Source organism: Aeromonas sp. 603757 (assembly GCF_049171255.1).
Taxonomy (GTDB): Bacteria; Pseudomonadota; Gammaproteobacteria; order Enterobacterales; family Aeromonadaceae; genus Aeromonas; species Aeromonas veronii_A.
The window spans coordinates 87,961-101,992 of sequence record NZ_JAAKOE010000002.1 but is presented as its reverse complement, the minus strand read 5'-3'; the positions used below and the strand labels follow the sequence as shown (position 1 = coordinate 101,992).

General features: G+C 56.1%; 10 protein-coding genes. 4 read left to right on the top strand and 6 right to left on the bottom strand.

Annotated features, from left to right (window positions below):
* Together thrA and G5332_RS02305 are read right to left on the bottom strand one after the other, a co-directional pair.
* A complete protein-coding gene (thrA, locus tag G5332_RS02310) occupies nt 1–2,460 on the bottom strand; it encodes a bifunctional aspartate kinase/homoserine dehydrogenase I (RefSeq protein ID WP_421259208.1) in 2,460 nt (819 codons plus the stop codon).
* Nucleotides 2,461–2,710: 250 nt separating this feature from the next.
* On the bottom strand, nt 2,711–3,418 hold the full coding sequence (locus G5332_RS02305) for a tRNA/rRNA methyltransferase (protein ID WP_021231205.1): 708 nt from the start codon (nt 3,416–3,418) through the stop codon (nt 2,711–2,713).
* 208 nt (nt 3,419–3,626) lie between these two features.
* Here G5332_RS02305 and aceK point away from each other — a divergent pair, with 208 nt between their 5' ends.
* On the top strand, nt 3,627–5,354 hold the full coding sequence (gene aceK / locus G5332_RS02300) for a bifunctional isocitrate dehydrogenase kinase/phosphatase (protein ID WP_236303015.1): 1,728 nt from the start codon (nt 3,627–3,629) through the stop codon (nt 5,352–5,354).
* 79 nt (nt 5,355–5,433) lie between these two features.
* On the opposite strand, the gene tesB is transcribed toward aceK, so the two are convergent.
* The 4 genes from tesB to G5332_RS02280 all read right to left on the bottom strand — a co-directional run bounded on the left by tesB (nt 5,434) and on the right by G5332_RS02280 (nt 9,834).
* Complete coding sequence (tesB, locus tag G5332_RS02295) at nt 5,434–6,300, bottom strand: acyl-CoA thioesterase II (RefSeq protein WP_019445657.1); 867 nt, start codon at nt 6,298–6,300, stop codon at nt 5,434–5,436.
* Nucleotides 6,301–6,442: 142 nt separating this feature from the next.
* On the bottom strand, nt 6,443–7,630 hold the full coding sequence (gene uxuA / locus G5332_RS02290; protein ID WP_421171773.1) for a mannonate dehydratase: 1,188 nt from the start codon (nt 7,628–7,630) through the stop codon (nt 6,443–6,445).
* A gap of 27 nt (nt 7,631–7,657) precedes the next feature.
* Entirely contained in the window at nt 7,658–8,401 is a 744-nt protein-coding gene (locus tag G5332_RS02285) for an FCD domain-containing protein (RefSeq protein WP_005347333.1), read from the bottom strand.
* Nucleotides 8,402–8,517: 116 nt separating this feature from the next.
* Nucleotides 8,518–9,834, bottom strand: a complete 1,317-nt coding sequence (locus tag G5332_RS02280; RefSeq protein ID WP_421171771.1) for an MFS transporter — start codon at nt 9,832–9,834, stop codon at nt 8,518–8,520.
* Nucleotides 9,835–10,150: 316 nt separating this feature from the next.
* Between G5332_RS02280 and G5332_RS02275 the strand changes: the two genes are divergently transcribed.
* Genes G5332_RS02275 through G5332_RS02265 form a run of 3 tightly spaced genes read left to right on the top strand, consistent with a single transcriptional unit; the run spans nt 10,151 to nt 14,024 of the window.
* Nucleotides 10,151–11,599 carry a fructuronate reductase gene (locus G5332_RS02275; protein WP_421171769.1) on the top strand — a complete coding sequence of 483 codons (1,449 nt, stop codon included), beginning with the start codon at nt 10,151–10,153 and terminating at the stop codon, nt 11,597–11,599.
* A 41-nt stretch (nt 11,600–11,640) separates the two neighbouring features.
* Nucleotides 11,641–13,065, top strand: a complete 1,425-nt coding sequence (gene uxaC / locus G5332_RS02270) for a glucuronate isomerase (RefSeq protein WP_421171767.1) — start codon at nt 11,641–11,643, stop codon at nt 13,063–13,065.
* Complete coding sequence (locus tag G5332_RS02265) at nt 13,062–14,024, top strand: sugar kinase (protein WP_421171765.1); 963 nt, start codon at nt 13,062–13,064, stop codon at nt 14,022–14,024. Before uxaC ends, G5332_RS02265 begins: the two co-directional genes overlap by 4 nt.
* Nucleotides 14,025–14,032: the final 8 nt, after the last annotated feature.

Genomic DNA, 14,032 nt, shown 5'->3' with positions numbered 1-14,032 from the left:
TTACAACTCCTGCTTCCAGTTCTGGGTGCGCAGCACGTCGGCAAAGACGCCCGCCGCAGTCACTTCGGTACCGGCGCCATAGCCGCGCAGCACCAGCGGGATCGGCTGGTAGTAGGTGGAGAAGAAGGCGAGCGCGTTCTCCCCGTCTTTCACTTTGAACAGCGGCTCGTCGCCACCGACCGCCTTGATGGCGACCTTGCACTTGCCACCCTCGATGGAGCCCACATAGCGCAGCACCTTGCCTTCACGCTGGGCCGCGGCGAACTGATCGCGGAACCAGCCGTCGGCTTCGGGCAGGCGGGCCATAAAGGCTTCCACATCGCCGCTGGCGTCAAAGCCGGGCGGCAGCGCCTGCTCCACCTCGACATCGGAGAGCTCAAGCGCCATACCAGCCTCGCGAGCCAGGATGAGCAGCTTGCGCGCCACATCCATGCCGTTGAGATCGTCGCGGGGATCCGGCTCGGTAAAGCCGTTGCCACGGGCGATTTTGGTCGCCTCGGAGAAGGCCATCCCCTCGTCCAGCTTGCCGAAAATAAAGGAGAGCGACCCCGACAGAATGCCATCGAAGGCGCGCAGCTTGTCACCGGCCTTGATGAGGTTCTGCAGGTTCTCGATAACCGGCAAACCGGCGCCCACGTTGGTCTCGTACAGGAACTTGCGGCGAGTCTGGCGGGCAGTGCGGCGCAGCGCCTTGTAGTAATCGAGCGAGCCGGTGTTGGCCTTCTTGTTCGGGGTGACCACGTGGAAACCGGCGGCGAGGAAGTCGGCATACTGGACGGCCACCGCCTCGGAGGAGGTGCAGTCGACGATCACCGGGTTGATGATGTGGCTATCTTCCACCAGCTTTTTCACCCCTTCCAGCGAGAAGCTGTCGCGGGCTTCCACCAGCTGTTCACGCCAGTTGGCGAGGTTCAGGCCATCCTTGTTGACCGCCATCTGGCGGCTGTTGGCGATGCCGACCACGCGAAGGCCAGTGCCCTGCTCGGCCAGTACCGGCTGCTGGCGGGCAATCTGATCCACCAGCGCGGCACCGACGCCACCGACACCGACCACAAAGAGATCGATAAACTGCTGGCTGCCAAAGAAGTTCTGGTGGCACGCCTTGATGGCTTCCGCCACCTTGCGATCCCGCACCACCGCCGAGATGGAGCGCTCGCTCGAGCCCTGCGCAATGGCGACGATGTTGATGGAGGCTTGCGCCAGCGAGGTGAAGAAGCGGGCCGCCATCCCCTTGCTGGTGCGCATGCCGTCACCGATGAGGGAGATGATCGCCAGATCGCTGATGATATCCAGCGGCTCCAGCAGCTGGTTTTTGAATTCGAGCTCGAACTCGCGCTCCAGCACCTTGCGGGTCTTGTCGCTGTCGTAGCTGTGGATACAGAAGCTGACGCTGTACTCGGAAGATGACTGGGTGATCAGCACGATACTGACCCCGGCGCGGGAGACGGCGGAGAAGATGCGACCGGCCATGCCGACCATCCCCTTCATGCCGGGGCCGGAGACGTTGAACATGCACATGCCGGAGAGATCCGAGATGGCCTTCACTTTCAGGTCATCGTCGCCGCTCTCGGGGCCGATCAGGGTGCCCGGCCCTTGCGGGTTGAAGCTGTTCTTGATGAGGCAGGGAATATGGAACTGGGCCACCGGCGCGATGGTTTTCGGGTGCAGCACCTTGGCGCCAAAGTAGGAGAGCTCCATCGCCTCCTTGTAGGAGAGGGTTTTCAGCAGGTAGGCATCCGGCACCAGACGGGGGTCGCAGCTGTAACAGCCTTCGACATCAGTCCAGATCTCGCAGCACTCGGCATCGACGCAGGCAGCCAGGACGGCGGCGGAGTAGTCGGAGCCGTTGCGACCCAGCAGCACGGTCTCGCCCTTGTCGCTGCCACCGGTAAAGCCCGGCATCAGGTAGAGGCAATCGCTACGCAGCCCCTTGGCGGCAAAGCGCAGGCGGGACGCTTCAATATCGACGTGGGCTTCCAGATAGCCGCCATCGGTCACCAGCAGCTCTTCCGGTACGATCAGCTCCAGATCCAGACCGCGCACCCGCAGCAGTTCATGCATAAAGGCGATGGAGAGGTTCTCGCCACGGCTCAGGATGCGCGCCTGCACGTTGTCCGGGCAGAGGCCCAGCAGACGGATGCCCTGCATCAGGCGCTCCACCTGATCCAGCTCGGCGGTGAGACGTGCCAGCAGCGCCTTGTCATCGAGCGCCGGATAGGCCGCCTTCAACCCGGCCAGCAGGCGGGAGAAGATGCCATTCACTTCAAACAGGGTGGAACTGGCATCCATGCCACGGCTGGTCTGTTCCACCAGCGCCACCAGATGATTGGTCACCTTGGCAGGTGCCGAGAGCACCAGGGCTACCTGAGATTGGCCGTGGGTGTTGACCGCGATATCGGCCACCCGTAAAAAACGCTCTGCATCGGCCAGTGAAGACCCGCCAAATTTCAACACTCTCATCGCTTTCTCTCCCTGTAAATCTATGAAATTCAATCTAAAAACCAATCCAACAAAAAGGCCCGTACTGGGTGGGTACGGGCCTTTTCTGATTTCTGTGCTTGTTCGTCAGCGCATCAACCGGCCCCAGTGCCACCTGTGGTGGTACCGGTAATAATGGTGGTGGTGATGACGTTGGTGAATAACTGCATGACGAACACTCGTTGACGAAGCTGGCTTTTAGCAATACCGCGGCGGGCGATGGGCTGTCAACTTAAACCTCTTTACCAAGTTTGCGGGCAAGGTCCTTGCAGAGCAGGTGGAGCATGTTCAAATCCCGTTGCGGCAGCATGGGCACCCGGTCCATCACCCATTGATGCAGTTTTTCATCCTGCGAAACTCCGAGTTCACCCAGCAATTCTGCTGTTTTGCTTTTCAGCACCCGAACCTGCCCGGCGTTATCAAAATTTTCTGCTACCGCAGCGGCGCCGTCGGCGTTCAGCTCATCCATCAACTGACTCATCTCGTAGGCGTAGAGCATGATCGCCTGCCCCAGATTGAGGGAGGGGTAGCTCACCTTGAGGGGCAGATAGCTGATGAGATCGACCTCGGCCAGCTGCTCGTTGGAGAGCCCCGACTCCTCGCAGCCAAAGACGATGGCCACCTTGTTGAGTGAAGGCTTGCTGCGGATCTGCTCGCGGATCTCCCCCGGGGTGAGGTAGTGCTGGTAGCGGCCGCGCTCACGGGCAGTGGTGGCGATCACCAGATCCATGTCCGCCAGCGCCTCGGGCAGGGTATCGAACGCTTCGGCCTGAGTCAGGATCTCCTGGGCGCCGTGAGCCACCCAGCTCGCCTCCTCCTCTTCGTGTACCCGGCTCGCCACCAGTCGCATGGCATCGAATCCCATGGTTTTCATGGCGCGGGCAGCCGCCCCCACATTCGCAGGTCGGGCAGGTGCCACCAGGACAAAATAGAGCTTCATCGGGTTTCCTCACAGGCCGGACGGCCTCTCAAACAGACAGCAAACAGTCGCTAAACCATCACCAAAACAGGGGCGCAATCTACCGTTTATCCGCGAAAATTGCCACTTGAACAGACGTTTGAATGTTGCGATAGTGGCCAGACGTGTGAACAAATTACACCCAATCCTTCGCGCTATCGGCCCGACAGATCACAAGGAAGAGAGAGAGATGCAGCAGCCATTGGAACAGGCCGTCGCCGAGACTATCTTGCAACGCTTCGAGTCGTTTTACAGCCGGTTTCTCGAGATAACCCAGGGCAGCAAGAGCCGCTTCGAGAACAGTGACTGGCTGGGGGTGCAGCTCGCCGGGCGCGAGCGTATTCGCCTCTATGACCACCATGTGGGGGCCACCGCCAGCTCCATCCGCCAGATGATGGGGGAGCACCACGCCACCCAGGAGCTGCTCAAACGGGTCAAGAGCGCCTTCAGCGATCTGCTGCCCCGTTGTGACAACTTCGAGGTGGCGGAGTCCTTCTTCAACTCCGTCTATCGCCGGATCTTTCGCCATCGCAATATCCGCGACGAGAACCTCTATATCCACCCCTTTGTCAGCCGTGGCGAAAAACCAGATTTAAGCTCCCTGCTGCGCATCTATCGCACCGATCTCGCCCACCTGCCGCAGACCTTGAGCCAGCTTTTGGGGGATTACAGCTTCACCCTCCCCTACGAGGACAAGCAGCGGGATATTGTCGACATCCACCGCCATCTTGCGGAGAACGGCCCACAAATACTCCATGACGAGCCGTTTGCCATCGAGCTATTGAAAGAGGTGTTCTACCGCAACAAGGGTGCCTATCTGGTGGGGCTGATCCGGGCCCGGGATCAGGTGTTCCCCTTTATCCTGCCCCTGCTCAGCACCGGCCACAGCATCTATGTGGACACCGTCATCTTCGAGCCGGATCTAGCCTCCATCGTGTTTGGCTTCGCCCGCGCCTACTTTATGGTCTATGCCCGCGAACCGGCGCTGTTTGTCGCCTTTCTGCGCCAGATCATGCCCCACAAGCCCGATTACGAGATCTACAACGCCATCGGCTGCCAGAAGCACGGCAAGACCGAGCTCTATCGCCACTACCGCCACCATCTGGCCCAGAGTCGGGATCAGTTCATCATCGCGCCGGGCATCAAGGGGATGGTGATGAGCGTGTTTACCCTTCCCTCCTACGATGTGGTGTTCAAGGTGATAAAAGACGAGTTCACTCCCCCGAAGGATGTGAGCCACGAGCAGGTGAAGGCAAAATACCGGCTGGTAAAACAGCACGACCGGGTTGGCCGGATGGCCGATACCCAGGAGTTCACCAACTTCGAGTTTCCGCTGGATCGCATCTCGCCGGAGCTCCTTGCCGAACTCAAGACGGTGGCGCCCTCGGCACTCACCATCAGCGACGACAAGCTGGTGATCAAGCACCTCTATACCGAGCGCAAGATGATCCCGCTCAACCTCTATCTGGACAAGGCGGACGAGCAGCAGACCCGCCTCGCGCTGGAGGAGTACGGCAACGCCATCAAGCAGCTGGCGGCGGCCAACATCTTCCCGGGGGACATGCTGTTCAAGAACTTTGGCGTCACCCGTCACGGCCGGGTGGTCTTCTACGACTACGACGAGATCTGCTACATGACGGAGTGCAACTTCCGCCAGATCCCGCCGCCGCGCTACCCCGAGGATGAGTGGAGCGCCGAGCCTTGGTATTCGGTAGCCCCCAACGACATCTTCCCGGAGGAGTTCGCCACCTTCCTGCTGCAAAAGCCGCAGGTGCGCGAGATCATGCTACAACTGCACAAGGAGATGTTCGACGCCAACTACTGGAAGATGCTGCAGAGCAACATCAAGGTGGGGGTGTTCGAGGATGTCTATCCCTACCGGCGCAAGAAGCGCTTCAAGTACCAGCGCGGCGGCTGATCCCGCAGCGCCCGCCCACATCGCAGCAACGAAAACGGGGTGGCCCAAGCCACCCCGTTTTGCTATCCGCTTTGAGGCCTTAACTGCCGCGACGGCGGATCACCCCCTCCTGCATGGTGCTCGCCACCAGCATGCCATCACGGGTGAAGAACTGACCGCGTACCAGACCGCGACCGCTGCTGGCGCTCGGGCTGTCTACCACGTAGAGCAACCAGTCGTCGAAGCGGAAATCCCGGTGGAACCACATGGAGTGGTCGATGGTGGCCACCTGCATATCCGGCTCCCAGTACGACACCCCGTGGGGCTGCAGCGAGGTGAGCAGGAAGTTGAAGTCGGAGGCGTAGGCCAGCAGGTATTTGTGCACCCGCAGATCGTCCGGCATCTGACCGTTGGCCTTGAACCAGACGTGGCGCACCGGATCCTGCACCGTCGGCCGAATAGGGTCGACCAGAGTCACCGGACGCATCTCGATGGGCTGCTCGCAGAGGATCTTGTCCCGCAGGGAGGCCGGGATCAGATTCTCATAGGGGCGCACCAGCTCCAGCTCGCTCTTGAGCTCCTCCGGCGGGGTGATGCCGGTCGGCATCTGCGCCTGATGCTCGAAACCATCGGCCGGCACCTGAAACGAGGCGTTGAGATAGAAGATGGGCTTGCCGCCCTGAATCGCCTTGACCCGGCGGGTGGAGACGGTCTGGCCGTCACGGATATTCTCCACGTCATAGACGATGGGACGGGTCACATCCCCCGGACGCAGGAAGTAGGAGTGAAAACTGTGAACCTGACGACCGGTCTCAACCGTCTGCTTGGCAGCTGACAAGGCCTGCCCCATTACCTGTCCGCCAAACACGGCCCGCAGACCGAGATCCTGGCTCTGGCCCCGAAACAGGCCCTCCTCGATTTTTTCCAGCGCCAGCAACGCCAGCAGCTCATCAAGTACCTTGCTCATTGTTCACTCCTCTATCAGAGCCGCACAGGCTAACAAGAGCTGATCCGGGGCGCAATCTTTTGGCTGGCAATCAAGGATTTCCGGATAGAAGAAAGGAGGCTCGATAGCCTCCTGTCTTCTATTCAACCAGACACGATAATGGTCAGTTATTTGAGAAAAATGCCTTGGTTATACCCATTTCCAATCCCCTCACTTCAGCCAGCCCTTTAAGACGACCAATACATGAGTATCCGGGATTTGTTTTCTTATTCAGATCATCAATCATCTGATGACCATGATCAGGTCGCATGGGGATAAGTCTATTATCACCATCTTTCAGTCGCCGTTGCTCTTCACGTACAATTTCCAACACTACATTATACATGTCGACATCACCATCAAGGTGAGCCGCTTCATGGAATGTCTTCGGATTATCTTCCCGCTTGGTTGAACGCAAATGGGTGAAGTAAATACGATTCCCGTAACGTTTTATCATATCAACCAGGTCATTATCCCCACGCACACCATAAGAGCCGGTACACATGGTAATACCATTGGCCTGACTGGGAATCCGGTTAACCAACCACGCGATATCATCAATGGTAGAGACAATTCGCGGTAACCCCAGGATCGGGCGGGGAGGATCATCCGGATGGACAGCCAAACGGACGCCAGACTCTTCACAAACAGGGATTATTTCATCGAGAAAATAGGCCAGGTGCTCTCGCAAACGCTCTTTGTCGATATCCTTGTATTTATCCAGCTGAGCCTGGAATGCTTCCAGAGTATAACCCTCTTCAGCACCAGGTAAGCCGGCAATGATATTCCGGGTCAGTGTCTCTATTTGCTCCGGGCTCATTTCATTAAAGTAGCTGAATGCCTGTTGCTGCTCTTCCGGTGAGTATTCGTGCAAGGCACCCGGGCGCTTGAGGATGGAGAGCTCAAAGGCGGCAAACGCAATATGGTCAAAACGCAGGGCTCGGGAACCGTCCGGCATCTCGTATTCCAGATCGGTTCGGGTCCAGTCCAGTACGGGCATGAAGTTATAGCAAATCGTGTCGATGCCACATGCAGCCAGATTACGGATCGACTCTTTATAGTTGTCTATCCATTGCTGATACTGGCCAGAATGTGTCTTGATCTCTTCATGTACAGGTACACTTTCAACTACCGACCAGGTTAAACCTTTTTCTTCAATTAATGCTTTGCGAGCGAGTATCTCGTCTTTATTCCAGATCTGACCATTTGGTATATGATGCAGGGCAGTCACAATACCAGTTGCCCCCGCCTGTTTGATATCATTCAAGGTTACTGGGTCATTAGGCCCATACCAGCGCCATGTTTGTTCCATTACTACCTCTTGGTTTAAATTCGTTCGCTAACTTGAAAATCTGACTGGATAAGAGCCAAACAAAAATCCGTCAAACTCGGGAGCATCAACATCTGACAACTCCATCAATCGCTGTTTGACATTCTCTAAATGGGTCCACATCGCCAGTTTGGCTGCCGCAGGATCTTTTTTTTGCATTGCAGACAAGATTGCAACATGGTCATTCAACCACTCTTTGCGATATTCAGTAGTGGCAATCCGGTCATGCAAATGCTGCCACATCGGGTTATTTTCTCGACTAACCCAAGACTGGCGCCACAATGCCACCAGCATGTTGTTATGAGTCGCTTCGGCTATTGCCAGGTGAAAATTCATATCACCCTCTTCACCCTCACCACTCTCGACATCACGACGTTCGGCCTCCAGGGCTGCGCGCATTTTTTGTATATCTGACGGAGTCACCTGAATGGCGGCAAACTCTGCGATATTGCTCTCCAGCAATTGCCGGGCTTGCAGCAGTTCAAAAGGTCCCATCACGGTATCATTCGGGCTGAAATTTGGCTCGGAAGGGATCGCAATGACATAAATACCGGACCCCTTCTTCACTTCTACAAAACCTTCAATCTCGAGCATGATGAGAGCCTCTCTCACCACAGAGCGCCCCACTCCCACCTGTTCAGCAATGTCGCGCTCAGGAGGAAGACGGGAGCCCAAGGCGTACTTGCCTGAAGCCAACTCTTCCTTGATAAACTCACCAACTTCACGATATTGACGCTTTACTTCAACACTCATGGCTTGCTCTCAAATTGGTAGCGTAGTTTTCCAAAATGGTAAGCAACCAACAACAATTGGTCAACCAAAGTAATCGTGATATCCAGTATCAACACCTTGGAGACCCTCTGACATGCTTATGAGAGCGTTGTTGCAGCCTTCTCCATGTGAAGATGAGTCAACCTCTGGGCTGCCGGCTCTTTTAGCAATACCCACAGCACAACGGCACCCACCAAGTCAAAGACACTGAGGCTAATGAAGAAAGGCCCATAACCAATAATTGCCACCAAGGCCCCCATCACCAGAGTGAACGATAGCTGGCCAATCCAGGCTGCCGAACCCGCAAGACCAACGACTGTCGCCACTTCATTCTTCTTGAAAAGGTCTGCCGACATGGTAATAACCACGGTTGACAACGTCTGGTGAGCAAATCCACCGATACTCATCAAGGCAATCGCCACGTAGGGATCCTTAATAATACTGACAAAGCCAATTGCCAACATAAGTATCGCCCCAATGGTGAAAGTAGCTCGCCGCGCATTCAGTGTTGTCATATTAAGTTTTTCCATGAAAAACTTTGCAATAAATCCACCCGCAATACATCCGAAATCAGCAGCAAGAAATGGTAACCAGGCAAACATGGCAATTTCTTTAAGAGGAAGATGCATTACCGAAGTCAAGTATAGAGGCATCCAAAAACTGAGCGTTCCCCAAGCTGGATCTGCTAGAAACCTTGCTATTGCCAAGCCCCAAAAATTACGCTGTTTGATAATTTCTTTTATTTCAGGCTTACCCTCATTGGCTGTGAGATGTTTCTCTTGCCCCTCTTCTATATATGTCAGCTCGTTCTGGGAAATCCATTTATGTTTTCTGGGGGAGCGATATACAAGAAACCAGGTGATCGCAAAGAGGATCCCCACACCTCCGGTGATTATGAATGCCATTTCAGTGCCTAACCCACTGCTTTCAAAGGTTAGCATTGCCCAGACTACCAACGGAGGAGCAAGCATGGCTCCGACTGAGGTACCAGCGTTAAACAATCCACCGGCAATGCCACGCTCCTTGGCTGGAAACCATTCGGCACTAGCCTTCATCCCTGCTGGAATAGCCGCAGCCTCCGTCAACCCCATGCCGCCACGCAATACCGCCAAACTAATCCAGCCGCCAGCAAATGCATGCGCCATATTAAATAGAGACCAAGCGACTGCAAAAATAAAAAAGCCTACTTTCAAACCAATCATATCGATTATATAACCAGCAATCGGCTGTGCAATTGTGTAACATATCTGAAATGCACTTACGATCCATGAATATTCTTTTTCTGTAAAATTCAGCTCACTCATTACTTGAGGTGCGGCAACACTCAATGAGCTGCGGGATAAATAGTTAACTATTGTGCCAAGACAAACCAAGGCGATGATATACCACCTAAAGTTTTTAACTTTGATGCTCATAATGAATCCTTCAATCACCAATTTAAATGAGTCAGGCCACATCAAGGCATATTGACTACTGCGATGTGCGGCCATCATCTTGAGGTAACAGCCATAGATCAACCAACTTAACTCATTTGGTTGATCTCGATCTCAAAAAAAGATCTATTTGGTCAACCAAAATAGACTTATGGCTGACCTGGAGATAGCATGCAGAGGCTGATATCCCAGTTACCCATACAAGTCATGTCACGACACGCAACGGTTGGCTGACGCCTGTGGCGCCAACCAGCGACTCTGGTGATGTGCAAAAATTTATAAATCGAGGCAAGAAAAGATGAAGAACAAGCTGAGTGAATTGATGTTGAGCCCCTATCCGCGAGCAGCACTACGAAACCGGATAGTTCATATCGGCTTCGGCGCGTTTCATCGAGCCCACCAAGCCTTGATTACCCATGAGACTCTCGCAACTGGCGGAGGTGACTGGGGGATCTGCGAGGTCAACCTGTTCGGTGGAGAGGAGCTGATCCGTTCGCTCAGAGCACAAGACCACCTCTACACCGTGCTGGAGAAGGGGGCCGAGAGCGTACACCCCAAAGTGATTGGTTCTGTGGTGGAGTCACTGCACCCCACCTTTGACGGCATGTCCGCCATCCTCGAGAAGATGGCAGAACCGCAAGTCGCCATTGTATCGATGACGATCACTGAAAAAGGCTATTGCGCAGACCCTGCCACCGGGCAGTTCAACCCGCAGAATCCGTTGATCCAGCACGACTTGCAGCACCCTGATGCCCCCACTTCCGCCATCGGCTGCATCGTTGCCGCCCTGCGCCTGCGCAAAGAGCGTTGCCTCCCTCCCTTTACAGTCATGTCTTGCGACAACGTGCAGGAAAATGGTCATGTTGCACGTCAGTCCATTCTGGGATTTGCCGAACTGCTCGATGGAGAGCTGGCATCCTGGATCCGTGAGCAGGTCACCTTCCCTTGCACCATGGTCGACCGCATCGTACCTGCAGCCACCCCGGAGACGCTGGCCGAGATTGAGCAGGCAATTGGTGTGGCTGACCCCTGTGGTATTGCCTGCGAGCCATTCCGGCAATGGGTGATTGAAGATAATTTCGTCAATGGCCGACCAAACTGGGATCTGGCCGGTGCCGAATTTGTCAGCAATGTCGTGCCCTTTGAAGAGATGAAATTGCGCATGCTGAACGGCAGCCACTCATTTCTCGCCTATCTCGGCTACCTCGGCGGCTATGCCCATATCGCAGACACCATGACCAATCCGGCCTACCGCCAGGCAGCACTTGATCTGATGCTCAATGAACAGGCGCCAACCCTGAACATGCCTGTTGGAACTAATCTCGAGGGCTATGCCCAACAACTGATCACCCGTTTCACCAACCCCTCGCTCAAACACCAGACCTGGCAAATCGCCATGGATGGCAGTCAAAAGCTGCCACAACGCATGGTCGACTCCGTCCTCTTCCATCTGAAGAACGGCAGTGATTACCGGCATCTGGCATTGGGCATCGCCGGATGGATGCGTTATGTCAGCGGTGAGGGAGAAAACGGTGAGGTGATCGATGTCAGGGATCCCCTGCTACCCCGCTTCCAGGCGATCTATGCAGAGCACGGCCTCAGTTGCAACGTGGTCAAACCGTTGCTGGCCATTGAGGCCATCTTTGGCCCGGAACTGCCGCAACAGGGTGCTTTTGTCGATGCGGTCACTCGGGCCTATCAAGGACTGCTTGACCACGGCGCCCGTCGCTGCGTCGCTGCGCTCTAATCACCATATCTGGCAACGACCGGGCCAAGGGAGAAATGAATATGAAGTCTTTCCTGTGTAAGGATTTTCTGTTGAACAGCGATGCGGCACGTCATCTCTACCATGACTATGCCGCTGATATGCCTATCTATGACTACCACTGCCATCTCAATCCACAAGAGATAGCGGAAGATCGCCGATTCGATGATCTGGGCCAGATCTGGCTGGAGGGGGACCATTACAAATGGCGAGCCATGCGCAGCGCCGGTATCCCGGAGGCTCTGATCACCGGCAAAAACAGCAGCAGTCGTGACAAGTTCAATGCGTGGGCACAGACAGTCCCGCAAACGCTGGGTAACCCTCTCTATCACTGGACCCATCTAGAACTGCGCCGCCCCTTCGGTCTGGAGGGTATCACCCTGGCGCCAAACACCGCCGACAAGGTATGGGATCACTGCAACGAACTGCTCGCCACCCCGGCCTTCTCCGCCCGCGGGTTGATGCAGCAGATGAATGTCCGCATGGTCGGTACCACAGATGATCCGGTGGATTCACTTATCTATCATCGCCAGATTGCCGAGGACCCCGGTTTTGCTATCGAGGTGCTCCCCAGCTGGCGCCCCGACAAGGTATTCAAGATCGAGCAAGCCGGTTTTGCTGACTACATTGGGACATTGGGTGCCGCCGCCGATGTCGACATTACTACCTTTGCCGACTTGCTGACTGCGCTGGAACGGCGCCTTGAACACTTCGCCCGACATGGTTGCCGCGCAGCGGATCACGGTATCGAAGTGGTGCGTTATGCACCAGTTCCCTCCGATGCGACCCTGACTCAACTGCTCCAGCGCCGACTGGCCGGAGAGGTGCTGGACGAATCGCAGATTGCAGCCTTCTCCACTGCCGTTCAGGTATGGCTCGGCCGTCAATACGCCAAGCGAGGCTGGGTGATGCAGTTGCATCTGGGCGCTCAACGTAATAACAACAGCCGCATGTTCACCCTGCTTGGCGCAGACTGTGGCTTTGATTCTATCGGAGACAAGCCATTTGCCTGGGAGCTTGCTCATCTGCTGAATGAGATGGATCAAACCGATGAATTGCCCAAGACCATCCTCTATTGCCTCAACCCTCGTGATAACGAGGTGCTGGCAACCATGGCGGGCAACTTCCAGGGGGGAGGCATTGCAGGCAAGATCCAGTTCGGCTCAGGCTGGTGGTTCAACGATCAGAAAGATGGCATGCAGCGCCAGCTGGAGCAGCTCTCTCAACTCGGCCTGCTCAGCCAGTTTGTCGGCATGTTGACCGACTCCCGCAGCTTCCTCTCCTACACTCGCCACGAGTATTTCCGCCGTATTTTGTGCGACATGGTGGGGTGCTGGATCGAGCAGGGCGAAATCCCCAGTGATCTGCAGCTGTCCGGGAAAATGATCCAGGATATCTGCTATCACAATGCAGCCCGCTACTTTCAACTGCCAGGAGCCCGAGGATGAAACGGATTGCCCTGCTCGGGGAGTGCATGATTGAACTCAATGGTACACCTTTTGGCGACATGCAGCAGGCATTTGGGGGCGATACCCTCAATACCGCCATCTATCTCGCGCGAGCCTCCCAACCCACCGATATTCAGGTGAGCTACCTGACCGCCATGGGCCAAGACCCGCTCAGCCAGCAAATCATTGCGCGTTGGCAACAGGCCGGGATCGACACCAGTACGGTGCTCATCGATCAACAGCGTCATCCCGGCCTCTATCTAATCCAGCTTGATGAGCACGGCGAGCGCACCTTCCTCTACTGGCGCAACGATTCGGCTGCCCGTTACCTGATGCAGCATCCGCAGTTGCCACAGCTCAAGCAGGCCGTCAGCGACGTGGATGCGCTCTATCTCAGCGGTATTTCGCTGGCGATCCTGCCCGCGGCAGATCGGCAGGCGCTGCTGCTGTGGCTGGCTGAACTGCACCGGGCGGACGTGGCGATCATCTTTGACAGCAACTATCGCCCCGCCCTGTGGCAGAGTCCGGCCGACGCCCGGGCCTGTTACCAGCAACTGCTGGCCATCACCGCGCTGGCCCTGGTCACCGACGACGATGAGCAGGCCCTGTGGGGGGACGAGGATGTGACCCGGACCCTGCAGCGCCTCAAGGCGGCCGGGGTGCAGCAGGCGGTGGTCAAACAGGGGGCGGCTGGCTGCTGTTACCAGGCCCTGCAAACCGGGGAACCTGCCATCACTATCCCTACCCAAGCGGTCAGCAAGGTGGTGGATACCACCTCGGCCGGTGACTCCTTCAATGCCGGTTTTCTGGCTGGCTACCTGCAAGGACGGGCGATCGACGAGTGTGCCCGCATGGGCCACCGACTGGCGGGGATCGTCATCCAGCACAAGGGGGCAATTATTGCGGAAAGTGCCACCCGCAGTGTCACCGACAGCTTCATCAAACCAGCATCACACTAAACGAGGTC